Source organism: Pseudomonas arabinosi (assembly GCF_047758675.1).
GTDB classification, from domain to species: domain Bacteria; phylum Pseudomonadota; class Gammaproteobacteria; order Pseudomonadales; family Pseudomonadaceae; genus Aquipseudomonas; species Aquipseudomonas arabinosi.
Window position 1 is genome coordinate 2,691,104 of sequence record NZ_CP180480.1, and the last position, 24,061, is coordinate 2,715,164.

The following is a 24,061-nucleotide window of genomic DNA, read 5'->3' on the forward strand; positions in this document are numbered from 1 at the left end:
TACCGAATTTCTTGACGACCATAGAGCATTGGAACCACCTGATCCCATCCCGAACTCAGCAGTGAAACGATGCATCGCCGATGGTAGTGTGGGGTTTCCCCATGTGAGAGTAGGTCATCGTCAAGATTAAATTCCGAAACCCCTATCTGCGTATGCAGGTAGGGGTTTTGTTTTGCCCGCAGGAAAGTGCGAACGGACATTACCGGTACTTGATCACAATCCCTTTGAGTTTCCTACCTTCGATGGTTTTTACGTCGCGGGCCCACAGTGGACCGTTGACATAGGCGCCCACCGGTTGGATATGGTCGTAGACCACCACCACGGCATCGCCGCCGAGCTTGGCGGACTCTTCGCGTAGTTTTTCTTCTACCTGAGTGATGGGAGGAGCAGGCTCGACGCTCGCGTCGATGACCACCTCACCCAATCGGACGTGAGGGCGAAGAGGCTCGGTGCGCAGCACCACGACCTCGCTGGCGAGCGTCGGCGCGGGATGCTCCACGCCCACATAGGCAGTGGTCTGGGCGTCGACGGTGGCGCACCCACTCAGCGCGAGCAGAGTGGCGGTGAGACCTCCAGCCAGCAGTGACAGTTTGAAACGAGTGGACCAAGGCACGTCATGGGCAGGCATAGTGGGGTTCCTCCGAACAATCCGCTGCTGTATGAGGTAGCGTGTTGACGGTAGCAGACAGTCCGGCAGTTTCCAGAAGCCCAACCTTTTCAGGTTGGGCTTTTTCATGCCTTGAGAAAATGAGTTTCACTGATCCTTTTCGCAATTCACCATCCACGACACACCAAACCGATCAACCAACATGCCGAAGCGTGCTGCCCAGAACGTCGCTTCCAGTGGCATTTGAACACTGCCGTCTTCCGACAATGCAGCGAAGACCCGTTCAGCCTCCGCAATGCTGTCGACATTCAGCGAAACCGAACAGCCGCTCATTTCGTCAGTAGGGCGATCAGGTGTTGTGTCCGAGCCCATGATCGCCTGATCGCCCACCAGCAGACGGGTGTGGATGATCAGGTTGTGGTAGTCCGTCGGAAAGTGCTCGCGCGCGGGGCTTTCGCCGAAGGTCATCATGACTTCGATCTGACCTGGCAGGCTTTGGGCGTAGAAGGTGAAGGCGGCTTTGCAATCGCCGTTGAAGATCAGGTAGGGATTGATTTTCATGCTTTGCTCCCGGTAACGAAGAAGCGGAGGGAGGCTGAATTCACCTCCGGCTCCGCAGTGATTGGGCTCCCTTTAGCAAAGCGTTAGATGTCGTGATTGGCAGGAATTGTTTAGATGTTTTTTCTATTGAAGCGGCGTGGCTTATGGCTTCTAGCGCCTAGGTAATGATCCAAGGCCCTCAAGCTACTGCCCGTGGAGCCGCGGGGCGTAGCAAACGTTCGATGGCTCCACTCACCAGACTCTCCAACAGCTCAACGCGCTCTCGCTCATCCAGCGAATGTTGCGCCAACCAGCCGGGTGCGCTGTTGAGTAAGTTTGCGATTGCATGTCCGGCGGCCAGCAAACCCTGTACACTGAAGCGGGATCGGGCCCCGAGCATCAGCAGCAATTTGCGCTCGTATTGCTCGCGCAGCTGCCGAACCCGTTCCTGTTGTTCTTCATTCAGGCAGCCGCTGTCACGCTCTGCCAGACGAAAATGCCAGGGCATCTCCTGATGCAGGTTCAAATGCGCTCGGATAAGGGCATGGAGTTTGTCACGTTTTGCCGGCGCCTTTTGCTCGATCCGCCCCAAGGTTGCCAACAGCTCTTCGTAGAACTCTTCGATCAGGTCGAGCAGCAAGTGCTGTTTGCTGGGGTAATGGTGATACAACGAGCCGGGGGCGAGCCCCAGGCAGGTCGCGAGCTCACGCATGCCGACCTGTCCGAAACCTTTGCAGGCGAACAGCTCCAGCACCTTGTCCCGGTACTCGGCAAAGCGCGAGCAACGCTCAGGCATAGGCATGGAAGCCACGCCCCGTTTTGCGCCCCAGGTAACCGGCGGCGACCATTTCCTTGAGCAGTGGAGCAGGGCGGTACTTGCTGTCGTTGAAGCCGTCGTAGAAGGCTTCGAGGATCGCCAGCACGGTGTCCAGGCCGATCAGGTCCGCCAACGCCAACGGCCCGATCGGCTGATTGCAGCCCAGGCGCATGCCGGCGTCGATATCTTCGGCGCTGGCCAGGCCTTCCTGAAACACCAGGATCGCTTCGTTGATCATCGGCACCAGAATCCGGTTGACCACGAAACCCGGACGGTTGCCGGCGGTGATCGCGGTTTTGCCGAGAGTGGTCGCCATGTCCAGCGCCAGGGCGTGGGTGGCGTCGCTGGTTTGCAAACCGCGAATCACCTCGATCAGGCCCATCACCGGCACCGGGTTGAAGAAGTGCAGACCGATGAAGCGCTCAGGCTGGTTCACGCTGGCCGCGAGTTGGGTGATGGACAGCGAAGACGTGTTGGAGGCAATCACGCAATCGTCGCTGACCTGCGCGGCGATCTGTTGCAGCACGCGCAGTTTCAGCTCGAGGTTTTCGGTCGCGGCTTCGATCACCAGTTGCACGTTCTGCAGGTTGCTGTAGTCGGTGCTGGTGCGGATTTTGTCGAGGGCGGCGAGCTTTTGCTCGTGCGTCAGCGTTTCCTTGGCGATCTGTCGATCGAGGTTTTTACTGACGGTTGCGACGGCCTTTTGCAGGGCGCTCTCGGAGATGTCGAGCAAGGTCACGTTAAAACCGGCCAAGGCGCAGACTTGCGCAATGCCATTGCCCATGGTGCCTGCGCCGATCACGCCGATGTTTTGCAGATTCATGTTGTGTCCTTCCGATCAAATCCCGCGATACCTTGGCCGCCGAAGTGGCCGAAGGCGTACTATTGGCCGCGAGTCTAGAGCCGGCAGGGCGGTTGTCCTATGCCGAAACTGTTCAACGGCACTGGTGTTTTTTGCCATTCGGGTGATGGGGAGAGAAGCGTTCACATGCGGGAAAAGGACTCGGTTTCCGCCTACTTCGTGCAGGCGATGATCCATGGGCTGGGCAACAATCCGCAACGTCAGAGGGCTGCGCTTGAACAGGCTGGCATCGACCCGGCGTTGATGGAGCAGCCTACTGCGCGTGTGCCGGCGAGTGCGTTTGCCGCGTTGTGGCTGATCCAGATCCGCGAGCTCAACGATGAGTTCTTCGGGCTCGACTCCCATGGCATGCCGCCGGGCAGTTTCGCGCTGATCTGCCGGGCATTGATTCAGGAACCTGACCTGCACAAAGCCATGCGCCAGTGCCTGGCCAATTTCGCGCTATTCCTCCAGGACTTTCGCGGCACGCTGACGGTGCGCGGCAAACGTGCGGTGATCAGCCTGCAGAACCACTCGCCAAACAGCGACGTCAGCCGTTTGGGCGAGGAGACGTTTCTGGTGTTGATGATCAGTCTGCTCTGCTGGCTCGGCGGGCGGCGCATCCCTATCGATCGCGCAGATTTTCGCCATGAGCGTGTGTCGCTCAGTGATGACCGTTTGCTCTGGGGACCGAACCTGACCTTTGGCGCCGAGCGCACCGAAATCGAATTCGCCAGCCATTATCTGCGTCTGCCGGTGGTTCAGGATCTGGCCTCACTGAAAGTGTTTTTGCGCACTGCGCCGCAATGGCTGGTGATCCGTTTTCGTAATCAGCATGGCCTGGCATCGCAGGTCCATCAGCGCCTGCGCAACAGTCATTACAGTCAATGGCCGACCTTGCAAGCCTTCGCCCTGGAACAGCACCTGAGCCCCAGCACCTTCCGCCGAAAGCTGGAGCGTGAAGGGTGTTCGTATCAGGAGATCAAGGACGAGGTGCGGCGTGGCGTTGCCTTCGAACAGTTGCGCCAGAGCCGAGCGAGTATCAGCGATATTGCCGAGCAGCTGGGCTTTCAGGAGCCGAGTGCGTTCCATCGGGCGTTCAAGAAGTGGACGGGGGAAAGTCCGGGACGGTATCGGGCGAGGTATCAGGGGGAACTCACGGAGTGAACCCTGTTCTTGATCGTTTCACCTCGTTACTCGACCAGGCGAGACGCGCTTTGCTGCTGGTCTGGGCAACGTCTCGTGGACTGTTTCTGGGATTGGTGCTGGCGACGTTGATCGCCGGTGTGCTTCCAGCGCTGGCGGCCTGGTTAGGCCAGCGTATCGTCGATGCGGTCGTCACCGCCATGCAGTTGCACGCACAACAGGGCAGTGCGCCGTTGTGGCCGGTCGTGCGTTACGTGCTGTTTGAAGCGGGCGTGCTCGCGTTGCTGTCCGGGGCTCAGCGGGCGCTGTCGGTCCAGCAATCGCTGTTGCGGGTGCAGTTGGGGCAGAAGGTCAATACGATGATTCTGGAGAAGGCCCAGACGCTATCGCTGGTGCAATTCGAGAATTCCGAGTTTTACGACAAGCTGGTTCGGGTGCGCCGCGAGGCTTCGACCCGGCCGTTGGCGCTGGTGATGAAGTCGTTGGGGCTGATCCAGAACCTGATCGTGTTGATCAGCTTCGGCGTGTTGCTGGTGCATTTTTCGCCTTGGGCGCTGGTGCTGCTGGTGGTCGGTGCACTACCGGTATTCTTTGCCGAAGCGCATTTTTCCGGTGATGCTTTCAGACTGTTCACTCGCCGCGCGCCGGAGAGTCGACAACAGAATTACATCGAAACGCTCCTCTCTCACGAGGGCTACATCAAAGAGGTCAAACTGTTCGGTTTCGCGCCGCTGTTGTTGAAGCGTTATCGCGAGACGTTCGCGCGGCTCTATGCCGAAGACCGTCGCCTGACATTACGTCGGGATGGCTGGGGATTTGTCCTCGGTCTACTGGGCACCGGAGCGTTTTATCTGGCCTATGCGTGGGTGGTGGTGGATACCGTCCATGGCAATATCAGCCTCGGTCAGATGACCATGTACCTGGTGTTGTTCAAGCAGGGGCAGACGGCGGTGAGCAGTAGCTTGAGCGCCATCAGCGGTCTCTACGAAGATGGCCTTTACCTCTCCAGTCTTTATGAATACCTGGCGGAGCCTGTTGTCGTCGATATCGGCAGCCTTACCGTGGGTGCGGTCCCCGGCGATGGCCTGCGTTTCGAGAACGTCGGTTTCCGTTATCCAGGTGCCAGTCGCGCCGCGCTGGAAGGCATCGATCTTCACCTTGTGCCCGGCCACAGTGTGGCGCTGGTGGGGGAGAACGGTTCGGGCAAGACCACGCTGATCAAATTGCTGACGCGGCTGTACCGTCCTGATCAGGGCCGTATCCTGCTGGACGGAAGCGATCTGCAAGCGTGGGAAGAGGACACGTTGCGGCGGCGCATCGGGGTGATTTTTCAGGACTACATCCGCTACCAATTTACCGTCGGCGAGAACATCGGCGTCGGTGACACGCTGGCATTTAACGATGAACAGCGCTGGCAGGCCGCCGCCGCCGAGGGCATGGCCGCGCCCTTCATCGAGGGGCTGGATCGAGGGTATGCCACGCAATTGGGACGGTGGTTCGCCGGGGGCCAGGAACTGTCCGGCGGGCAATGGCAGAAGATCGCCTTGTCGCGTGCCTACATGCGGCGCGACGCCGATATCCTGATTCTGGATGAGCCGACTTCGGCACTCGACCCGGCTGCGGAAGCCGCGGTATTCGAGCATTTCAGTGAGCACACCGAGGGCCGGATGACGTTGCTGATCTCTCACCGGTTTTCCAGCGTGCGCAATGCCGACCACATCATCGTGCTGGACCAGGGTGCGATCCTTGAGCGGGGCGATCACGACAGTCTGGTGGCCGCGGGCGGGCGCTATGCGCAGTTGTTTGATTTGCAGGCCCGCGGTTACCGATAGCGCTCAAGACTCCCGAGAAACTCGCGTCACTGTCGGGCCGGCCATCTGGGATGGTTTTATTTTCATCAAGCCGTCGAGTGCCTGGCGATACTGGGTACCACCCCTGCTCATGCTGTTGTTGTGCGTACCACCGGGCACCAATAACAGCTGCTTGGGTTCGTTGGCGGCATTGAACAACTGCTGGCTGAATCGCGATGGCATGAGCGGATCGGCCAGGCCATGGACCACCAGCAACGGCATGTTGATGTCGACGATCTTGTTGATGGAATCGAATTTCTGCGACAGCAGCCAGCGCACTGGCAACCATCTCACTGGCAGGTTGCTGTCGGCCACTTGTGCCACGGCATCGCCCAGCGAGGTGAAGGTGGACTCGATCACAAGGCCGCGCACCGGCACCACGCCATGCTCCTTTTTCGCCTGTGCGGCCAAGTCTGCCGCCAGGTCGATTGCCACCGCGCCACCGAGGGAGTGGCCGTAGATCAGGCGCTTGCTGGCGTCCGGTTGCATCTTGGTGAAGCGCTCCCAAGCGGCTCGCGCGTCCTCGTAAACACTGGCTTCCGACGGTAGATCACCCTTGCTCTGGCCAAACCCGCGGTAGTCGATGGCCAGCACCGAATAGCCCATGGCGCGCAATTGCTCGATGCGGAACGCCTGGCCCGTCAGGTTCCAGCGCACGCCGTGCAGATAGAGGATCGACGGCGCATCGCGACGCGCGGCCGGCCACCACCAGGCATGCAGGCTTTGCCCGGCCTTGAAGCTGGCGGGCTTGATGTCGAATTCCTGAACGTCCTGCGGCAGACCACGATACCAACCAGCGTTGCCCGGCTCGATACGAAACAGCAGCTCGCGCTCTGTGTACTTGAGTACGCCGCAACTCACCGGCAAGCCGACGATCAACACGGCCATGCACAGCAGCGGCAGCCAGCGTCGGCCTAAGCGGCTCATCACATTCGAAAACATGCAGGGGTCCGGAGGATGAAAAGGAAAGTTCGGGTTTTAACAGAAGCGTGAGGAAAGGTGGGGGAAAATTCGACAGTCGTATGAATGGCTCAGGTTCGGCGGTGACTGTTCGGGCCTCATCGCGAGCAGGCTCACTCCCACATTGGAATGCGTTCCCCTGTGGGAGCGAGCCTGCTCGCGATGAGGCCATTCCTACCCATACATCTTCAAAGCCGTGCGCAAAGCCACTCGTCTTTGCTTCGGCGCCCACCCAACAAAAAGATTGAATAATCACACAAAATGTTATTTAAATAACAAAACAAGAACGCCTCAAGGTGAGATAGCAATGAGCAAGATCGCAGTCATCGGCAGTAACATGGTGGATTTGATCACCTACATCGATCGCATGCCGGCCCAGGGCGAGACGCTTGAAGCGCCGGGGTTTGCCCTCGGTTGTGGCGGCAAGGGCGCCAATCAGGCGGTTGCTGCCGCCAAACTTGGGGCGGATGTGTTGATGCTCACCAAGGTCGGCGATGACCTGTTTGCCGACAACACCCTGGCCAACTTCCAGCGCTTTGGCATCGACACCCGTTACGTGCAGCGTGTCCCCGGCGTGTCCAGCGGTGTGGCGCCGATCTTCGTTCAGGCCGATTCGCACAACAGCATCCTCATCGTCAAAGGCGCCAACGCACATCTCCTACCGGCGGATATCGACGCGGCCGCGCAGGCGTTGCGCGAGTGCTCGTTGATCGTTCTGCAGCTCGAAATCAACGTCGACACCGTTTACTACGCCATCGAGTTCGGCCGCGCACACAACATTCCAGTGCTGCTCAACCCGGCGCCGGCCTTGTCGGGTCTGAGCCGTGAACACCTGGCGCAACTGGATTTCCTGGTGCCCAACGAGTCCGAGCTGGCGTTGATTACGGGCCAGACCGTGGACTCGCCGGAGTCGGCCCACAAGGCCGCACAGACATTGGTCGCCAGCGGCATCCGCCACGTCATTGTGACCCTCGGCCAGCAAGGCGCGCTGTATGTCGGCGAGGAGGGCGAGTTTCAGATTCCCGGCTTGAGCGTTGCCGCGCGCGACACCACCGGGGCAGGGGATGCCTTCATCGGTTGCTTCATTCATCACTGGAGTCGTGACCGCGATATCCGCGCCGCGATGACCCAAGCCGTGGCGTATTCCGCCTGCTCGGTCACGGGCCTTGGCACCCAGACGTCCTACCCGGACGCCACTGCATTCGCTGAATTCCAGCGCCAACTCGACGCCTGACGTCGAGCTGATTCACCACTCAACACTCACCACGGAGAACAACAATGACAAAGCCTCCGCTCCAACAGACGCCCGATGGTTTCTACCTGAACCGCACGCCCTGGTTCGCCTTCATATTGCTGTGCAGCATCTTTGCGCTGTGGGCGGCGGCCGCGAGCATGAACGACGTGCTCATCGCGCATTTCAAGAAGGCCTTTCTGCTCAGCGATTTCCAGACCGCGTTCGTGCAGTCGGCGTTTTATCTGGGCTATTTCTTCGTGGCGATTCCGGCTGCGCTGGTGGTTCGCCGTTTCAGTTACAAGACCACCATCCTGATCGGCCTGATGCTGTACATGTTCGGTTGCCTGCTGTTCTTCCCGGCAGCGTCGACCGCCAAGTACGGCATGTTCCTGCTAGCGCTGTTCGTGATCGCGGCAGGTCTGTCGTTTCTCGAAACCGCGTGCAACACCTATTCGACGCTGATGGGCCCGCGTGAAACCGGCACCCGTCGCCTGAATATTTCCCAGACGTTCCACCCGTTCGGTGCGATGGCCGGGGTCTATGTCGGCAGCTTCGTGATGTTCAAGGACACCGACGCGACCCATGAGCAACTCACGCAAATGAGCGCCTCGGACGCGGCTGTCCAGCAGTTGCAAATGATCCAGTCCACGTTGCTGCCGTACAAATGGATGATCGCGGTGCTGGTGCTGATGTTCATCCTGATCGCGATCACCCGGTTTCCCGCGTGCAAAGGCAATCAACCGAGCAGCAAGAAAACCGCCAGCCTCGGCCAGAGCCTGTCGCGGCTGTGGCGCAACAAGCGCTTCACCTTTGGTGTGTTGGCGCAGTTTCTGTACGTGGGCGCCCAGGTCGGTGTCTGGAGTTTCACCATCCGTTTGGCGATGCAGTTGGGCGGCATGAACGAGCGCAGCGCGTCGTGGTTTCTGTTGACGACGTTTGCCGCGTACTTTGTCGGCAAGCTGATCGCCAACGTGCTGATGCGCAAACTGCACCCGGCCAAGGTATTGGCGGTGTACGGCGTGCTGTGCATCGCGCTGCTGGCCTACACCATTCTGGTGCCGAACATCACCGCGGTATATGCAGCCGTCGGCGTGAGCGTGTTCCTCGGTCCGTGCTGGCCAACCATCTACGGCCTGACGATTGACGGCTTGGGTGAAGACACCGGTGTCGGCGGTTCGCTGCTGGTGATGAGCATCGTTGGTGGCGGGGTTATTCCGATCTTCCAGGGGCTGCTGTCTGACTACAGCGGCGGCAACATGCAATTGGCCTATAGCGTGCCGCTGCTGTGCTTCATCGTGATCGTGATGTACGCGGTGCGTTGTCTGCGTCATTCCGACAGCGAACGGGCACCGGTGGGTGCGGTGGTCGCGTCATGAATACGCGGATCAATCTTCATCCGTCGCAGTTCGGCGAGGCGCGCAAAACCTTGCTGGAATCCGAGGCGTTCACGGTCAGCGCCTGGGTCTATCCCAGTGGTGTGCTGGCCGTGGAATTGGCCAACGGTCGCGGCAGCCTCGTGGTACTCCCGTATCTAGGCCAGATGATTTGGTCCGCTGTGTTCGATGGTTGCGACCTGACCATGCGCAACTTGTTCAGCCAACCCAAACCCAGCCCGACGGTGATCGGCACCTACGGCTGTTTCATGTTTCACAGTGGCCTGCTGCGCAACGGTTGCCCGAGTCCCGAGGATGATCATCCGTTACACGGCGAGATGCCTTGCGCGGCGATGGATCGCGCCTGGCTGGAGGTCGGTGAGGACAGCGTCGGTCAATACCTGCGATTGGGTGGCGAGTACGAATACGTGCAGGGTTTTGGCGACCGCTATCGGGCCAGCCCGAGCGTGACTTTGCGTGCTGATTCAGGGCTGTTCGACATCGCCATGCAGGTGACCAATCTTGCGGGTAAACCGATGGACCTGATGTACATGGCGCACATGAATTACGCCTATGTCGAAGGCGCTCGTTTCATCGAGCCTTTGGGTTTCGAACGTGTGCGCTTGCGCGCGAGCGTGCCGGCCCACGTGAAACCGACGCCGGTCTGGACTGAATACATGCAGGTGCTGGCGAAAGACCCGGAGCAGTTCACATGCCTGGATCAGCCGCGGCTCTACGATCCCGAGATCGTGTTTTTCTTCGATGGCGTGCGGGCGGATGACAGCGGCCACGCACATTTTCTGCTGAGCCATCCGGACGGTGCGGCGTTCTACACCCGCTACCGTCCCGACCAGTTCGAGCATGCCGCGCGCTGGATTTTGCACAACGCCGATCAACACGTGGCGGCGTTCGTGCTGCCGGCCACGTGCGAGCCGGAAGGCTATCGCGCCGAGTCCGCCAAGGGCCACGTGCGTTCACTGGCAGCGGGGGTGACGGCTGATTTCAGCGTCACCACCGGTTACCTCAGTGCAGCGGAACAACAGGCCCTGATCAGATGATCAACTGCGCGCCGCTGGCGGCAATGGCGTCGCGGTAGGCCTTGGGGATTTTCTTGTCGCTGACCACGAACTGAAAATCCTCAAGGTTGGCGAAGTGCGCGGTGCGCACTGTGTCGAACTTGCTGTGGTCGGCCAGCAGCAGCCGTTGTTGCGCCTGACGCAGGACCTTCTGCTTGACCTCCACTTCATTGAAGTTGAAGCAGGTCACGCCGAAGTCCTGGCTGATGCCGGCAGCGGAAACGAAAGCCCAGGTCAGGCGCACGCTATCGAGAATGCCGGTTTCGCTCTGATTCTCGAACACCTGGTTCTTGCGGTGGAACGTGCCGCCGCACATCACGATGTGGCAGTTGGGCTTTTGCGAGAGTTTGAGCAGCACGTTCAGAGAGTTGCACACCGCCGTGAATTCGAGCTCGTCGGGGATGAAATCGACCACGAAAGGCGTGGTGGTGCCGCAGTCGAAGAACACCGTGTCGCCCGGTTGAATAAACCCGGCGGCGAGTTTGCCGATGCGGCGTTTTTCTTCGACGTGCCGGGTGTCCTGTTCGGCCACGCGGTAATCGCCGGGCTCGCTGCCGTCGTGAATTTTCGTGATGTAGCCACCGAGCAGCCGCAGGTGGTCGGTGTACTTGCTCAGGTCGCGGCGCAGGGTCATCTCGGACACGTCCAGCAACGCCGCCATCTCGCGCAGATGAATGGCGCTCTGGTCTTGCAGGGCTTGTTGAATCAGCTTGAGACGCTCGGCTTTTTTACTGTCCACAGGCATTCCGGGGGTTGATTGTTGGTGTTATTTAAGTAACATTATTTGTTAGATTTGTAACGTTTTTGCGCGAATCACCCTCGATTGTGGCGCAGGGGCATTTGAATATACAAACAGGAGTTTTTGCGATGGCACACCTCGAACCCCAAGCGTTGGCGCAGTACATCGATCATACCTTGCTGGCACCCGATGCTTCCGGCGAGCAAATCGCAACGTTGTGCCGCGAAGCCATAGAACACGGCTTCTATTCGGTGTGCGTGAACTCGGGGCAGGTCCCTCATGCGGCTCAGTGCCTTGCCGGGCAACGCGTCAATATCTGCGCTGTGGTCGGCTTCCCGCTGGGTGCCGGTCTGAGCGAGACCAAAGCCTTCGAAGCCGAGCGGGCGATTGCCGCCGGTGCCGGGGAAGTCGACATGGTGTTGAACATCGGCGGGTTGAAAGACGGCTTGTTCGATCAGGTGCGGGACGACATCGCCCAGGTCAAACAGGCCTGCGGCAGTGTGCCGCTGAAAGTCATTCTGGAAAACTGCCTGCTCACCGACGCCGAAAAAGTGAAGGCCTGCCAGATTTGTCGTGAGCTGAAAGTCGCTTTCGTCAAGACATCGACCGGCTTCAGTCGCAGTGGCGCCACCGTGGAAGATGTCGCCCTGATGCGCCGCACCGTCGGCGCGGTCATGGGGGTCAAGGCTTCCGGTGGCGTGCGCGATTACCCGACCGCACTGGCGATGATCGAGGCCGGCGCCACCCGACTGGGCACCAGCTCGGGCATCGCGATCATCAGCGGCGCGCTGGCGGCGGGTGAGGGATACTGATCAGTCCACACGCAAGACGATTTTGCCAATGTGATCACCCGCTTCCATCCGTGCATGAGCCAGTGCCGCGTCGGTATAGGAATAGACCTTGTCGATCATCGGCAGGCAACGCCCGGCGGCGAGTACGGGCCAGACGTACTCGCGCAACTGTTCGGCGATCGAGGCTTTTTCTTCGCGGGTGCGCGAGCGCATCAGTGAGCCAGTGATCGTCGCGCGTTTGCCCATGATCGCCAGCAGGTCGAGATCTTTGGCGTGGGCGCCACCGAGAAAGCCCAGCATCACCAGCCGACCGTCCATGCCCAACGCCGCGATATTCGGATTCAGGTACGAGCCACCCATGATGTCGAGGATGACATTGACGCCTTTGCCGGCAGTTTTTTCCTGGATGACCTGGACAAAGTCCTGATCGCGATAGTTGATCGCCTCGGCCCCCAACGTGCGGATCGCCGCACACTTCTCCTCACTGCCCGCCGTGGCGAATGCCTTGACGCCAAACTCGCGACACAACATCAGCGCGGTGGTGCCGATGCCACTGGTGCCGCCGTGAATCAGTGCGCGCTGGCCTTTGCTGGCGCCGCCCATGTCGAACAGATTGGCCCACACCGTGAAAAAGGTTTCCGGGACCGCCGCCGCGTGCACCCAATCCATCCCGGCAGGAATCGGCAGCGTCTGGCCGGCCGGTGCCACGCAATACTGCGCGTAGCCGCCGCCGTTGGTCAGCGCACACACCTTATCGCCAACGATAAATTCGCTGACGCCTGCGCCGATGGCCACCACTTCACCGGCCACTTCCAGACCGGGAATCGGGCTCATGCCGGGTTTCATCGGGTACTTGCCGGCGCGTTGAATCACGTCGGGGCGGTTGACCCCGGCGGCGTGTACGCGAATCAGCACTTCGCCTGCACCGGCGGTCGGGATCGGTTCCTGGCGTGGCTTTAAAACCTCGGGGCCGCCGGGTTCGGTGATTTCAATCAGGGTCATGGTTTGGGGCAGAGTCATGTTGGTTTCCTGTTGAGAAAGTCATCTGTAAATGGGATCGCATGAGTGAACGAATGATTCAGTCCAATGCACCGCTCCCACAGTGGATCTGTTCAACAAACGCATCCCCAGTTCCAGTAACAGTGCGACCACTAGGGCGCCGGCTGCAATGACAAACAACAACGCGTGATCGCCGCCGCTGGCGTTGAACAACGCCGAATACCCAAACCCGGCGATGGCCTGAAACGTGGCGAACGAAACAGTCGCGCGGCTCCAGGCAATTTGCTGCTGATGATGCTGTGGGATCAGTTCGTGAACCCGTGCCAGTGCCAGTGGGACGATGCCCGGCGGGAATGAGCCGAGGATCACCGCCAGCAAGGCCAGTACTGCAAAAGAACTCGATATCGACAGCAGGCCGACGGCAATCGCTTGCACCACCAGCACCAGCCGAATGCTTTGTTTCGCGCCCAGTTGATCGGCCAGAAAGCCATAACTCACCGGCCCGATGATCGAGCCAACGCCATACATCACCCAGATCAATGCACCGATGTGCGAGCCGGCACCCAGCCCGCGGGCCACGTAATCCACCAGGAACACCATCGCTGGCACGAGTCCGGCGGCCATGAACGCGTATTGGGCAAACAACAGGTAGACACGCAGGTCGGTCGTTGTCGACGAAGTATTGTCCGGTACCGTGGCGGTCGCGTGGTGCGAGTCTGACGGCCAGCCGAACCAGCTCGCAGCGGTCAGCATCAGGGAAAGAACACCGAGGCCAAACCAGGTTTGCTGCAAGCCAAGACTCAGCAACGGCGGAACAATCGTTCCCGACCCGGCAATGCCCAGACCGATGCCCAGAAAAATCGCACCGCTGGCCAGACCTCTGCGGGATGCTGGCACATGGGGCAGCACCGTTGCAGCCACCAGCACCATGATTGCGCCACCGGCAATGCCCGACAGCAGGCGCCAACCAAAGAACCAGCTCACCGACAATGGAAAACCACAGGCGAAAAACGACAAGGTCACGGCGAACATCATCAAGCGCAGGGCCGTTGTGTTGGACGTGCGCTGGGCCAGAGGTCGGCCGATCAGTGCGCCGATCAGATAGCCGACCAGGTTGGCGGCACCGAGGTAGACCACGTCGCTGGCCGAAAACCAGTGCGCCTGGATCAATGATGGAATCAACGGCGTGTAAGCAAAGCGCGCCAGACCAATGCTGACCAGGCTGGCGCAGAGGCCGGCGAAAATCGGCAGCCAGATCGCGTTGCGCGGGGTGGGCGTGGTGCTGTGCATGATAACGGTCCTGTAAGTTTTGCTGGCCTCCAGCCTATCGTGGTTCATGAATGCAATAATGCAGCGATTTTGAGCTAGAGTGATGCATCTATGCATCAGCTGGAGAGCCTTATGAATTGGGATGACGCGCGGGTGTTTCTGGCGGTGTGCCGAGAGTCGACGCTAAGGGGCGCGGCGCGGGTACTGGGTGTCGATCAGGCCACGGTGGGCCGGCGGATCACGGCCCTGGAAAAGTCCTTGAGTGCCACGCTATTCCTGCGCACCTCCGAGGGTTATGCGTTGACGGCTGTCGGCGAAGCCGCGTTGCGGGCGGTGGAAAAAATGGAGCATTCAGCGCTCGAACTGGAGCGCCGGATTCAAGGCCTCGACGATCGACTGACCGGGCTCGTAAGGGTCAGCACCACGGACTCCCTGGCCATCGACTTCCTGATCCCGGCGATTGCTCGCCTGCATCAACAGCACCCCGACGTGCGCGTGCAACTGGACGCCTCGACGCAGATTCTCAGCCTGTCCAAACGCGAAGCCGATATCGCCGTGCGCAATACCCGGCCGGACAACCCGGACCTGATCGCCCGGCGCATCGCCCGCTGGCCGGTGGGTCTTTTCGCGTCTCAAGCGTATGTTGAAGCCCATGGCGTGCCGGAGCCGGGCTCGGCGTTCGAGGGGCATGATCTGGTGGTGTATCAGCCGTATCTGCAAGGCAACAAAGACATGACGCTGGTCTCGGAACCGCTGGGTCGCGGGCGCATCGTCTCGAGCCTGAGTTCCAGCCTGCTGGTGCGCCGATCCATTGCCGCGGGGATCGGGCTCGGGGAAATTCCGGTGTACATGGGGGAGAGGGACGGGCTGGTCAGGTTGTGGCCGGAGCGCACGCGACCGATGCCGTATGACGTGTGGCTGGTGACCCACGCAGACCTGCGGCATACCGCCAGAGTCCGTGTAGTGATTGATGAGATTGTTGCGGTGTTTTCTGGCACTCGGGACTAAAGCTAAAGATCGCAGCCTCGTTTCACTCGACAGCTCCTACAGGGATTTGCGTACCCCTGTAGGAGCTGTCGAGTGAAACGAGGCTGCGATCTCTTGATCTTTATGGCATTTCCGGCAGTTCTTGAGGCCGCAGGTCAAACACCAGCACTTCAGCATCGACGCCGTTGCTCAACGTCAGCACCTGTTCATCGCGAACCCGTACGCCATCACCTTCCTGCAATGGCACGCCGTTGAGCTCGACGCTGCCACGGGCCACATGTACATAGGCATAGCGGTTTGCGGCCAATTCCAGAGCGGCGCTTTCCTTACCGTCGATGAGTGCGGCATACACCCGTGCATCCTGACGCACCTTCAGCGAACCCTTCGCCCCGTCGGGGGAGATGATCAGTTGCAGACGGCCGCGTTTCTTCTGCGTGCTGAAGTGCTCTTGCTGATAACGCGGTTTGGCGCCGCTGACCTCCGGCACGATCCAGATTTGCAGGAAGTGCACGGGCCGTGTCGCCGAGTGGTTGTACTCACTGTGCGCCACGCCGCTGCCCGCGCTCATCAACTGCACGTCGCCAGGGCGGATGACAGAGCCTGTGCCCAAAGTGTCTTTGTGTTCCAGCGCACCTTCAAGCACGTAGGAGAAAATCTCCATGTCACGGTGAGGGTGCTGGCCAAAGCCTTTGCCGGCTGCCACGCGGTCATCATTGATCACCAGCAGGTCGGAAAAACCCTGCTCTTTGGGGTTGCGATAGTTGGCGAAGGAAAAGGTATGGAACGACTTCAACCAACCGTGATTGGCCGCGCCGCGATCCGAAGCTTTGCGAAGGGTCAGCATGATGAAATCTCCTGTGGGGACGTTGATTCGTCCGAGTGAGGAGAAGGTTAATGGTTAATGGCTGGTGCAATAAGTAGATGAAAATTGAAATACTGTCCTGTTCAGGTTGACAGTTGTGCGCACCCGTTCTCGTATTTTTCTCCGACGCTCACGCGACACTTGGCCATAATGCTTAGCGTTGCCTTACGTTCCTATTTCTTTGCGATCAGTGATTTAAAACCCATGAAAACTGTGGCTATGGTGTTGTTTCCGGACTTTCTGCTGCTCGATATGGCCGGGCCCATGGAAGTGTTTTCCATCGCCAATCGCTACCTGGCAGCGGATGAACATTATGTGTTGTCGACCATTGGCACCGAGTATGGCGCGCTACGTGCGTCCAACGGCGTCAGCGTCCAGGCCGATTTGCACATCGATCAGGCGACGCAACCATTTGACCTGTTGCTGGTGCCGGGTGGGCCGGGGGCCTACAACGAAAAACATCCACCACTGCTGGGCTGGCTCAAAGGTGCGGTCAACCGGGCCGAGCGTTATGGCTCGATCTGCACCGGTGCGTTTGTGCTGGGGCATGCCGGTTTACTGGATGGCTACCGCGTCACCACCCACTGGCACTACACCGAGCGGCTGATCAAGGGCTTTCCCAAGGCCACCGTCGAGACCGATCAGATTTACGTGCTGGATCGCAATCTCATTACATCCGGCGGTGTCACCGCGGGGATCGACCTGGCGTTGTCGGTGGTGGCCGAAGACCATGGCAAGAAAGTCGCCCAGGACGTGGCCAAAGTGCTGCTGGTGGTGATGAAGCGCCAGGGAGGCCAGGCGCAGTTCAGTCCGTTGATGGCCGCCGTCGCGCCCCAGGAAACGCCGATGACCCGAGTGCAAAACTATGTGCTTGAGCATCTTGATGAAGCCTTCGGCATCGAACGCATGGCCAGCCTCGCGAACATGAGTACGCGGCACTTCGCCCGGATGTTTGCCCGGGAAGTGAACATGACACCCATGGAGTTTCTGCAAAGCGCGCGCATTGATTGCGCCAGGAATTTACTGGAAACCAGCGATTTTCCGCTCAAGACCGTGGCCTTCAAAAGTGGGTTCGGCAGCGTGCGGCACATGCGCTTTCTGTTCAGCGAAAAGCTCGGTTTGACCCCGACCCAATACCGCGAACAGTTCAGCTAGAGCGTTCTTGTCCGTTACGCGCACCGTGATGGCCGGAACGCTCCCACTGAGGCAGTTGTACCGTCACTGATGCCTGCCAAGATACCCATGAACTCTTTGTAATGGAGGTGCGGGAACCTGGATGGACTCGCGCAATGGACTTGCAGCACCTTGAGCCGCCCCAGGTTTCAGCACGCGAATGTGCATGAACAGTCTCAGAGATTTAAACAGCGATGCGGTGCTGCGATTCGGCCCCTACGCATTCCACCTGCAACAACGGCTGATCCTTGAAGGTGATCGGCCGTTGCGCATGGGCGGTCGAGCTCTGGATATTCTGCAGGTGCTGGTCGAGCGCGCCGGCACGGTGGTCAGCAAGGACGAATTGATTGCCCGGGTCTGGCCGACTTCCGTGGTCGAGGAAATCAACCTGCGCGTGCACATTGCGGCCCTGCGCCGGGCCCTTGGCGACGGGCAGGACGGTCAGCGCTATATCGTCAATGTTCCCCTGCGCGGTTACAGCTTTATCGCCCCGGTGCAGCACGAACCGGAAGGCGTCCCGGTCTCTATCGAGACGGTTCAGAAAACCCAGCACAATTTGCCTGCGCGACTCACCCCGGTCACGGGGCGGGACTCGATCGTCGGCAGCCTCGTGCGCCAGTTGCCGGTTCGGCGATTCATGACCCTGGTGGGTCCCGCCGGCGTAGGAAAGACCACGGTGGCGTGGCGCGTGGCCGAACTGCTGTTGCAGCACTATGAGGATGGCGTTTGGCTGGTTGATTTTTCGTCGATCAATGACCCCGCGCAGGTGGTCGATCATCTGATTCATACCCTTGAACGGGATGTCGGGACGTCCCTCGACAGGTTGGCGCAACAGCACACGCTGTTGGTACTCGACAGCTACGAACACCTGCAGGAACACGGTCGAGCATGGGTCGAGCAATTGTTGAGGTCGGCGCCGCGGCTGTCGATCCTCGTGACCAGTCGCCAAGCGCTGCAAGCGGCGGGGGAGACGGTCCAGCGTTTACCGCCCCTGGCGGTGCCGCCTGCCTCGGCGTTGCACAGCGTGGCCGAAGCCATGGGCTACTCGGCCGTGCAGTTGTTCGTCAGCCGCGCCCGAGCCCGTCAGCAAGGGTTTGCCCTGCGTGAACAAGACCTCAAAGCCGTGCGCGAAATCTGTCGGCGCCTCGATGGTTTGCCGCTGGCGATTGAACTGGCGGCGGCACAAATTGATGCGCTGGCGCTGGTGGGCTTGCAGGCTCAGCTGGACAACTGTTTTCAGCTGCTGACCCAAGGCCGGCGCACCGCCGTGCCACGCCATCAGACGCTCAAAGCCGCGCTGGACTGGAGTTATGAACGGCTGAGCCCGATGGAGAAAACCGTGTTGCAGCGTCTGGCGGTGTTCAAAATATCCTTCACCCTCGACGCTGCGATTGGCGTGATCAGTTGCAAGGCGCTCGAGCCCGCTCAACTGCCGGCGCTGGTGGCGCGGTTAGTCGCCAAATCGTTGCTCTCGATGGATCAGGTCAACGGCTCAAGCCGTTATCGCTTTCTCAACACCACGCGCACGTATGCTTTGGAAAAGCTCGAACACAGCGGCCACTTGCCTGTATTCAAGAGGCGCTACTCGCATTACATCAGTCGTGCGCGTTGGGTCTCAGGCGTGCAGTTGCCCGTGGAGCTCGTCGAGTAGCCGACGGACTGTACTCAAGTCCGGGGTGGCGAAGCCTTCAGTGAAGCGGCTGTAAATCGGTGCCAGCAACTCATAGGCTTGTTGGTGGCGGCCCTGGCGTTGCCAAAGCTGTGCCAGCGACGTGGCGCTGCGCAATTCCCAGGCCAGGGCGCCCTGATGTTTTGCCACGTTTAACGCCCTCATCAGCACCGCTTCGGCCGCGTCGGTTTTCAGCGGGCAATCGTCTGCCAGCAGCGCATCGGCACCGGCTCGCAGGATTTCTGCCGTGCTCCAGCCGGCGGAGCCGGTGTCGGCCCGTTGCAGCAAGGCGTCATCGACGAATGCGGTGTCCAGCGTGACCATGATTTCCTTGATCAACCCTGCACCCGGTTGCGGTACTGGCGGGGTTTGGGCTCGGTCGATCACCTGTGCATAGTGTTGAGCCCATGTGTAGAACAGCAGCACTGAGTGTTTCTGCGCTTGTTCCAGCAGCAGACGCAACAGTTCGCGGGCGGTCCGGGTGTCGCCGTTGTAGTGGGCGATCGGGCAACCGGCCAGCGCCAGGGTGTAGCAGATGGAGGTGCCGTGGTTGATCTGGATCGCGATGTCCAACGCCTGCCGTGCGGTGCGCCAGGCTTTTTCGGGTTGACCCTGTATCCAGAGAATGCGCGCCAGAATCGTCAGGGCCGCCACGCTCTGGTCGTACTGCACGCCAAAGCCGTGGGTGAAGCGGTTGAGGTGGCCACTTTGGGCCATGCGCTGGATGACCTGTTCGGCGTTTAACAGGGCCAGTTTCTGATTCCCGGCAAAGTGCAGGGCCAGAACGCGTAAACGATGGGTGCTCAGCGACAGCACGGCATCGCCATCCAGCCCCAGCCGGTCGAATAGCTGGCTCTGCTCAAGGGCCATTTGGTAGTTGCCGCAACTGAGGTTGACCGCCATGTGCCCGGACACCGCGCGCAGCTGACCGGCCATGTCGTTGCAGTGTTTGGCCAGGAGTCTGGCGCTGACGAACGCTTCGATGGTTTCGGCGGTGCCGCCCTGGGTGTGGTAGCAGGAACTGCCGAGGGCCAGCTTGAGGGTCATTTTCAGATGAGGGCAGGGCTCCGGCGACGCATCGAGCAGCGCCAGAGCCTTGCGCACGTACACGCCGTGTTCCTTGAGCAGCGACAGTTCCTGCCAGAGCGGCGTGGATGTCGCGGCGAGCCGGATCGCTACCGCGTGTGGGCCTTGAGCGTTCAAGCCCCAGTCGAGGGCCGAGCGAATGTCCTCAAGGCTGCGGGCGTAACGCTCGATCCACCGCCCGGTCGGAATCAGTTCCCAATCGGTCTGGGCCTGATGCATCAAGGCCAGGCAGCGTTCGGCATGGCGCACTCGCGTGCCCGGCAGATCATTGGCCTGGTCGAGTTTTTCCAGGGCATAGCTGCGGGTGATGTCGAGCAAACGGTAGAACACTTCCTCATCGCCCACCTCTACGTTCAGCAGCGACTTGGCCACCAGTTGCGTGATCGAACCAAACACTTCGCAGGGCGAGATGTGCTCGCCGACGATCACCGCCGCCGCCGATTCCAGGGTGAAACCGCCCCTGAACACACTCAGTCGGCGCAGGCAGGTTTGTTCGCAAGGACTCAGCAGTTCGAAGCTCCAGTCCAGTGTGGCGCGCAGGGTCTGATGCCGACCCAGGGCCGACTGACAGCCCTGGGTGAGGAGGCGGAAGCTGCCTTGCAACTGTGCCAGCAACCCGCTCAGCCCCAGGCTGCCGACTTGCGCCGCCGCCAGTTCGATGGCCAGCGGAATACCGTCCAGGCGCCGGCAGATTTCAATCGCCAGCGGTAATTCGTCGTCGGTCAGTTCGAAGCTGTCGTGGCTGGCCATCGCCCGCTCGACAAACAATTGCAGCGCGGAAAAAGTCAGCGCTTGAACGCGATCCAGTACCGCGATGGGCGGGGGGCAGTCCAGCGATTCCAGGCGTTGGACGAACTCGCCCTCGGCCCGCAGGCTCTCGCGACTGGTGGTCAAAATGTGCACCTGCGGCGCGCCGCGCAGGATGCTCTCGCAGAGCACGGCAACGCTGTCGATCAGGTGCTCGCAGTTGTCGATCACCAGCAACATCTGCCGCTCGCGCAAAACCGCCGCGAGGCTGCTCATCGGTTCGGCGTCGTGCAAGGACACGTCGAGCAACGTCGCCAGGTGCGTGGCGATCATCAAAGGATCATTGATCGGCGCCAGGTCCAGGAGACGAATGCCGTCTCGGTAGCGGCCAATCATTTGTTCGGCGACGCGCAGGGCCACGGTGGTCTTGCCGATACCGCCGGGGCCGATGAGGGTGATGAAACGATAGCGCGCCAATTGCGTCACCAGACTGTCGACCAGTGTCTGGCGACCAATCATGCGTGTGCGACGAATGGGCAGGTTGTGGCCGCTCGGCTCCGGCCCTTCGGCCTCGGGATGTTGCTCGACCTGTTCCAGAGAATACGGCGCGACAAAACTGTACCCGCGCTGCGCCACGGTGATGATGTAGCGCTGGCCAGCCTGACCATCGCCGAGGGCTTTACGTAGCGCGGCCATGTGCACGCGCAAATTGATGTCTTCCACCACGCTGTTGGGCCAGACCTCGGCGATCAAGTACTGCTTGCTGACCAGGCTGCCGGCCTGAGCCAGCAGAATCAACAGAATGTCCATAGCGCGACGGCCCAGGCGCAGAGGCTGGTCGGCTTCCATCACCAGGCGTTGGCCGGGGTAGACCCGGTAGGGGCCGAAATGGATGGCGTGTTCGGGGGAAAGGGTCAACGGGACACTCCTGCTTGCATCCGTCTAATACGCAGTTTTCGAGCATATTCCTCAGGTTTTTCCGTCAAAGCAACGAGGGCTCGGGTGACTGTCGGGTGTTCGCTACGACTGCCGGTTTCCCTTGCCCGTTCGCCAGCTCCGTATCTGTTAGGCCCGACGGTGGCCCAGACAGCGTTGGGGCTTTTGGTGCACCCCTGAAAATTAACAACGTTTAACTCGTCCTGCACCTGCTCTCCGTCCAAAACTCTCATTCTTCACGCTTCACCAAAGGTACCGGTCTTAGCGCTACAAAAAGGATGAACACGTCTGGAGGACGCAGGAATGAGCAACGTCGTGGTGGTCTATCACAGTGGCTACGGGCACACGCGGGTCATGGCCGAAGCCGTGGAACGGCACCTGGGCAGTACCTGCCGGCTGATTCCTGTCGAGGACGTGGACCACTATTGGGACCTCTTGCACAGTGCCGATGCAATCATCTTTGGCGCCCCGACCTACATGGGCAGCGCTTCGGCACCCTTCAAGGGATTCATGGAAGCCACGGCGGCGTTCTATCTGGCGCAGCCCTGGCGCGACAAGCTCGCGGCAGGCTTCACCAATTCCGGCTGCCTGTGCGGCGACAAACTGAACACCTTGCTGCAAATGGCCGTGTTCGCCGCGCAGCATTCAATGATCTGGGTCGGCCTCGACCTGTTGCCGGCGCGTTCGAGCACGGGTGTGTTCGATGGGCAACTGAATCGCCTGGGCAGTTCGCTCGGCGCCATGGCCCAGTCAAATGTCGAACAGTCCCCCGAGCTGGCGCCACCCCCGGAAGATCGTTGCACCGCCGCGCACCTGGGCGAGCGAGTGGCGCGGCTGGCCGAACGAATGAGCCACTCACCGATTTGATACACCCCAACACTCGCTAAGGAGATATCACATGAGTACGTTCACGACCCGAGACGGCACCGAGATTTACTACAAGGATTGGGGCAACGGCCAGCCCATTGTTTTCAGCCACGGTTGGCCGCTGAATGCCGACAGTTGGGAATCGCAAATGATCTTCCTCGCCTCCGAAGGCTACCGGGTCATCGCCCACGACCGTCGTGGTCATGGCCGCTCCAGCCAGCCGTGGACTGGCAATGACATGGACACCTACGCGGATGATCTGGCCCAGTTGATCGAGTTACTGGACCTCAAGGATGCCGTGCTCTTTGGCTTCTCCACCGGCGGAGGCGAAGTGGCGCGCTACATCGGCCGCCATGGCACGGCTCGCGTAGCCAAGGCCGGGCTGATCTCCTCGGTGCCGCCGCTGATGCTCAAGACTGAAGCCAACCCCGGGGGGCTGCCGATCGAAGTCTTTGACGGCATTCGCGAGGCATCCCTGGCCGACCGTTCGCAGCTTTACATCGACCTCGCAAGCGGTCCGTTCTTCGGCTTCAACAAACCGGAGGCCAAGTCATCTCAGGGCATGATCGACTGGTTCTGGATGCAAGGCATGACCTCCGGCCACAAGAACGCTTATGACTGCATCAAGGCGTTCTCCGAAACCGACTTCACCGAAGACCTGAAGAAGTTCGACATACCGACGCTGGTGGTGCATGGCGATGCTGACCAGGTGGTGCCGATCGAAGCGGCGGGCATTGCGTCTGCAAAACTGGTGAAAGGGTCGACGTTGAAGATCTACCCCGGCGCTCCCCATGGCTTGACGGATACCCACAAGGATCAGCTCAACGCTGATCTGTTAGCGTTTTTGAAGGACTAAGCGTTAATCCCTGGCCCCCGATCCTATGCCATGGAAGCTCTGTAGCAGCTGTCGAGCCTGGGCGAGGCTGCGTTCGGCTGCGAAGCCGTCGAAAAATCCGAGAACGCAGCCTCGCCCAGGCTCGACAGCTGCTACAAGAAATGTGTTGGCGGGTCTACGGCGCGTTAAGTTGAGACGTGGAGGCAGCACGGTGATTCGCGGGAGGAAGGTGTAAGGCGCGCGCAATCTTGCAACGCCACGCAAACGGAGTGATGCCTTCATTGCGAGTGAAGATGTGGCAGAAATGCGCCTGATCGCAGAAGCCGCATTCGAGGCTGATTTGCGTCAGCGTCAGGTCGGTGTCCTGGATCAATAGTTTGGCGCGGGCGATGCGCTGGTTGCGAATCCAGTCTTGAGGCGAGAGCCCGGTGCTGCACTTGAATGCGCGTGAGAAATGACTGCGTGAGAGGGCGCAGGCCCGTGCCAGTTCAGTGACTTCTACGGTTTCACCGAGGCGCTCGAGGATCAGTTGTTTGGCCAGGCTTTCGCGCCAAGGGGTCAGGCCGCCGGTGTTTTTCTTTCGCGATTCAGTGACGGCTGCGCAGGCAGTGTTTTGCTGAGAATGGGCCATGACAAATGTCCGTGTCGGTGAGCTTC

At 60.2% G+C, this 24,061-nt stretch carries 22 protein-coding genes and 1 rRNA gene; 12 read left to right on the forward strand and 11 right to left on the reverse strand.

The window, feature by feature from the left end:
• Nucleotides 1–10 precede the first annotated feature (10 nt).
• Nucleotides 11–126 (forward strand): 5S ribosomal RNA (gene rrf / locus ACMXYJ_RS12555).
• A 73-nt stretch (nucleotides 127–199) separates the two neighbouring features.
• Here rrf and ACMXYJ_RS12560 read toward each other — a convergent pair.
• The 4 genes from ACMXYJ_RS12560 to ACMXYJ_RS12575 form a co-directional block, all read right to left on the reverse strand.
• On the reverse strand, nucleotides 200–628 hold the full coding sequence (locus tag ACMXYJ_RS12560) for a hypothetical protein (RefSeq protein ID WP_008147926.1): 429 nt from the start codon (nucleotides 626–628) through the stop codon (nucleotides 200–202).
• 126 nt (nucleotides 629–754) lie between these two features.
• Nucleotides 755–1,168, reverse strand: a complete 414-nt coding sequence (locus ACMXYJ_RS12565; protein ID WP_046048345.1) for a VOC family protein — start codon at nucleotides 1,166–1,168, stop codon at nucleotides 755–757.
• Between the two features lie 178 nt (nucleotides 1,169–1,346).
• Nucleotides 1,347–1,949, reverse strand: coding sequence for a TetR/AcrR family transcriptional regulator (locus tag ACMXYJ_RS12570; protein WP_415760053.1), 603 nt, complete (start codon nucleotides 1,947–1,949; stop codon nucleotides 1,347–1,349).
• Complete coding sequence (locus ACMXYJ_RS12575; RefSeq protein WP_415760054.1) at nucleotides 1,936–2,787, reverse strand: 3-hydroxybutyryl-CoA dehydrogenase; 852 nt, start codon at nucleotides 2,785–2,787, stop codon at nucleotides 1,936–1,938. Before ACMXYJ_RS12575 ends, ACMXYJ_RS12570 begins: the two co-directional genes overlap by 14 nt.
• A 165-nt stretch (nucleotides 2,788–2,952) precedes the next feature.
• On the opposite strand from ACMXYJ_RS12575, the gene ACMXYJ_RS12580 reads away from it, so the two are divergent.
• Together ACMXYJ_RS12580 and ACMXYJ_RS12585 are read left to right on the forward strand one after the other, a co-directional pair.
• Nucleotides 2,953–3,972 (forward strand): AraC family transcriptional regulator, encoded by a 1,020-nt coding sequence (locus ACMXYJ_RS12580; protein ID WP_415760055.1) that lies wholly within the window; start codon nucleotides 2,953–2,955, stop codon nucleotides 3,970–3,972.
• A complete protein-coding gene (locus ACMXYJ_RS12585) occupies nucleotides 3,969–5,783 on the forward strand; it encodes an ABC transporter ATP-binding protein (RefSeq protein ID WP_415760056.1) in 1,815 nt (604 codons plus the stop codon). The genes ACMXYJ_RS12580 and ACMXYJ_RS12585 overlap by 4 nt, the downstream gene beginning before the upstream one ends.
• Before the next feature lie 3 nt (nucleotides 5,784–5,786).
• Here the strand turns inward: ACMXYJ_RS12585 and ACMXYJ_RS12590 are convergent, their stop codons facing one another.
• Nucleotides 5,787–6,743 carry an alpha/beta hydrolase gene (locus tag ACMXYJ_RS12590; RefSeq protein WP_415760057.1) on the reverse strand — a complete coding sequence of 319 codons (957 nt, stop codon included), beginning with the start codon at nucleotides 6,741–6,743 and terminating at the stop codon, nucleotides 5,787–5,789.
• A 325-nt stretch (nucleotides 6,744–7,068) separates the two neighbouring features.
• On the opposite strand from ACMXYJ_RS12590, the gene rbsK reads away from it, so the two are divergent.
• From rbsK to ACMXYJ_RS12605, 3 genes are read left to right on the forward strand one after another with little or no spacing between them, the layout of a single operon-like run.
• Entirely contained in the window at nucleotides 7,069–7,995 is a 927-nt protein-coding gene (gene rbsK, locus ACMXYJ_RS12595; RefSeq protein WP_415760058.1) for a ribokinase, read from the forward strand.
• A gap of 44 nt (nucleotides 7,996–8,039) precedes the next feature.
• Nucleotides 8,040–9,371 carry an L-fucose:H+ symporter permease gene (gene fucP / locus ACMXYJ_RS12600; protein WP_415760059.1) on the forward strand — a complete coding sequence of 444 codons (1,332 nt, stop codon included), beginning with the start codon at nucleotides 8,040–8,042 and terminating at the stop codon, nucleotides 9,369–9,371.
• Nucleotides 9,368–10,426, forward strand: a complete 1,059-nt coding sequence (locus ACMXYJ_RS12605; protein ID WP_415760060.1) for an aldose 1-epimerase family protein — start codon at nucleotides 9,368–9,370, stop codon at nucleotides 10,424–10,426. Before fucP ends, ACMXYJ_RS12605 begins: the two co-directional genes overlap by 4 nt.
• Here ACMXYJ_RS12605 and deoR read toward each other — a convergent pair.
• Nucleotides 10,419–11,189 carry a DNA-binding transcriptional repressor DeoR gene (gene deoR / locus ACMXYJ_RS12610; protein ID WP_415760061.1) on the reverse strand — a complete coding sequence of 257 codons (771 nt, stop codon included), beginning with the start codon at nucleotides 11,187–11,189 and terminating at the stop codon, nucleotides 10,419–10,421. The two genes, ACMXYJ_RS12605 and deoR, sit on opposite strands and share 8 nt — an antisense overlap.
• A 122-nt stretch (nucleotides 11,190–11,311) precedes the next feature.
• Here deoR and deoC point away from each other — a divergent pair, with 122 nt between their 5' ends.
• Nucleotides 11,312–11,995 carry a deoxyribose-phosphate aldolase gene (deoC, locus tag ACMXYJ_RS12615; protein WP_415760062.1) on the forward strand — a complete coding sequence of 228 codons (684 nt, stop codon included), beginning with the start codon at nucleotides 11,312–11,314 and terminating at the stop codon, nucleotides 11,993–11,995.
• Here the strand turns inward: deoC and ACMXYJ_RS12620 are convergent, their stop codons facing one another.
• Together ACMXYJ_RS12620 and ACMXYJ_RS12625 are read right to left on the reverse strand one after the other, a co-directional pair.
• Nucleotides 11,996–12,994 carry an NAD(P)H-quinone oxidoreductase gene (locus ACMXYJ_RS12620; protein ID WP_415760063.1) on the reverse strand — a complete coding sequence of 333 codons (999 nt, stop codon included), beginning with the start codon at nucleotides 12,992–12,994 and terminating at the stop codon, nucleotides 11,996–11,998.
• A 21-nt stretch (nucleotides 12,995–13,015) separates the two neighbouring features.
• The gene (locus ACMXYJ_RS12625) at nucleotides 13,016–14,263 is read right to left on the reverse strand and encodes a YbfB/YjiJ family MFS transporter (RefSeq protein WP_415760064.1); all 1,248 of its coding nucleotides are present in this window, start codon (nucleotides 14,261–14,263) and stop codon (nucleotides 13,016–13,018) included.
• A gap of 111 nt (nucleotides 14,264–14,374) precedes the next feature.
• Between ACMXYJ_RS12625 and ACMXYJ_RS12630 the strand changes: the two genes are divergently transcribed.
• On the forward strand, nucleotides 14,375–15,250 hold the full coding sequence (locus tag ACMXYJ_RS12630; RefSeq protein ID WP_415760065.1) for a LysR family transcriptional regulator: 876 nt from the start codon (nucleotides 14,375–14,377) through the stop codon (nucleotides 15,248–15,250).
• 100 nt (nucleotides 15,251–15,350) lie between these two features.
• On the opposite strand, the gene ACMXYJ_RS12635 is transcribed toward ACMXYJ_RS12630, so the two are convergent.
• Nucleotides 15,351–16,073 carry a pirin family protein gene (locus ACMXYJ_RS12635; protein ID WP_415760066.1) on the reverse strand — a complete coding sequence of 241 codons (723 nt, stop codon included), beginning with the start codon at nucleotides 16,071–16,073 and terminating at the stop codon, nucleotides 15,351–15,353.
• A gap of 222 nt (nucleotides 16,074–16,295) precedes the next feature.
• Between ACMXYJ_RS12635 and ACMXYJ_RS12640 the strand changes: the two genes are divergently transcribed.
• Both ACMXYJ_RS12640 and ACMXYJ_RS12645 read left to right on the forward strand, forming a co-directional pair.
• Nucleotides 16,296–17,246: a GlxA family transcriptional regulator gene (locus ACMXYJ_RS12640; RefSeq protein WP_415760067.1), complete on the forward strand. Its 951-nt coding sequence runs from the start codon at nucleotides 16,296–16,298 to the stop codon at nucleotides 17,244–17,246.
• Nucleotides 17,247–17,430: 184 nt separating this feature from the next.
• A complete protein-coding gene (locus tag ACMXYJ_RS12645; protein ID WP_415760068.1) occupies nucleotides 17,431–18,915 on the forward strand; it encodes an ATP-binding protein in 1,485 nt (494 codons plus the stop codon).
• Here the strand turns inward: ACMXYJ_RS12645 and ACMXYJ_RS12650 are convergent.
• Nucleotides 18,880–21,684: an ATP-binding protein gene (locus ACMXYJ_RS12650; protein ID WP_415760069.1), complete on the reverse strand. Its 2,805-nt coding sequence runs from the start codon at nucleotides 21,682–21,684 to the stop codon at nucleotides 18,880–18,882. The genes ACMXYJ_RS12645 and ACMXYJ_RS12650 overlap by 36 nt on opposite strands.
• Before the next feature lie 321 nt (nucleotides 21,685–22,005).
• Here ACMXYJ_RS12650 and ACMXYJ_RS12655 point away from each other — a divergent pair, with 321 nt between their 5' ends.
• A complete protein-coding gene (locus ACMXYJ_RS12655) occupies nucleotides 22,006–22,569 on the forward strand; it encodes a flavodoxin family protein (protein ID WP_415760070.1) in 564 nt (187 codons plus the stop codon).
• A gap of 31 nt (nucleotides 22,570–22,600) precedes the next feature.
• Nucleotides 22,601–23,425, forward strand: coding sequence for an alpha/beta fold hydrolase (locus ACMXYJ_RS12660; RefSeq protein WP_415760071.1), 825 nt, complete (start codon nucleotides 22,601–22,603; stop codon nucleotides 23,423–23,425).
• Nucleotides 23,426–23,579: 154 nt separating this feature from the next.
• Here the strand turns inward: ACMXYJ_RS12660 and ACMXYJ_RS12665 are convergent, their stop codons facing one another.
• A complete protein-coding gene (locus tag ACMXYJ_RS12665; RefSeq protein ID WP_415760072.1) occupies nucleotides 23,580–24,035 on the reverse strand; it encodes a helix-turn-helix domain-containing protein in 456 nt (151 codons plus the stop codon).
• Nucleotides 24,036–24,061 lie beyond the last annotated feature (26 nt).